At 39.0% G+C, this 1,204-nt stretch carries 1 protein-coding gene; it reads right to left on the bottom strand.

From position 1 onward, the window contains the following. Positions 1-473: FimB/Mfa2 family fimbrial subunit (locus H8S65_RS20810; protein WP_186931714.1), on the bottom strand; the 473-nt coding region annotated here is incomplete at its 3' end. Between the last annotated feature and the right edge of the window lie 731 nt (positions 474-1,204).

The raw sequence follows: 1,204 nt of genomic DNA on the forward strand, positions 1-1,204 counted from the left end.
ATTTGTCCATAGAACAGGTCTCCCGGCAGATTGTTTGCAACGCCATTGTTTTGTTTCAGGCTGACCTGCAGGTCTGAGATGATGTTCGCCCGGTTCATATTGCTGATTTCTTCGTTTTCGCTTGAAAGGCCTGCCCAAGCAACAACAGTGATCTTGTCGGACCCCGGACAGCTTATTTCGACCGGTTTGACCTGCAAAAGATAGTCTCTGTCTACCGTGATTTGTTTGTAGAAATCATTGTTCTCGTCGAAAACATAGAGCGTAGTGCTTTTTACGTCTCCTTTAGCTGTGATATCCGAGTTCTCAGAATATGCTTTCAGGATTACAGAAAAAGGAACTTCTGTTTCCAGAGGAACTTTTTCATCTATGATTGAAGTGGAATCGCTATCGGCTGAACAGCTTGCGAAAGACAGGACAACGGACAAAGTCCAAATAGAAAACAAACAATTTGTGAAAATTCTACCCTTTTTCATGACCCTAATTTTTTTTATATGCTAATTACTACCCTATACTCTCGAAGGAACTTCTTCAGGTTAAGACCCTCATCGAAACCTTTGTTCCTTTTTGATACTGCAAATATATCACGGCTTTTTGGATACTGCAATAGTTTTACGTGTAAAATATGTTAAACGAATCAAAATAGTTGGAGAAAATATCAACTATGGTGCTAAAAGTGTCACGTATGGTTGTATAAATCTCATCGATGCTTGTATGTTTGATAGGATTTAGACCTGAATGGGGTTGTCTGTCTTTCATATATGCCATGTGATTATTTTATATTATGCAGCTTTTTGTTGCTTGATGGGGTTGCTATGAGGTGTGAATGTCTTATGTATGGTGCTAAAAGTGTCAAGTGGATTATACTGGTTTGCGTTTGTGTCATAATTAGGTGTATTTGTATCATTGGCAATGAGGGAATATTTGCACGGCTGATCTTAGCATATTTTATCGGCTGCAATAGTATCAAACATGTAGGTATTCCTATCACGGAGAATCGCGTATTTGTAAAAAAACGGCGCACACTCGGAACAATCCGAATGTGCGCCTATTGCATATAAAAAATTGAGGGTCGAATTATCCGACTATAACGTACTGAACAACAGTACCCCAGTCTGAAACGCTAATATTGATATTGTTGCGGGAAAGATCAAAAACGATATTCGTTTGTTCTCCTTCGTTTGCAGCCACGTTTTCTGAATTTTTG

This window comes from Parabacteroides hominis (genome assembly GCF_014287585.1).
GTDB lineage: Bacteria > Bacteroidota > Bacteroidia > Bacteroidales > Tannerellaceae > Parabacteroides > Parabacteroides hominis.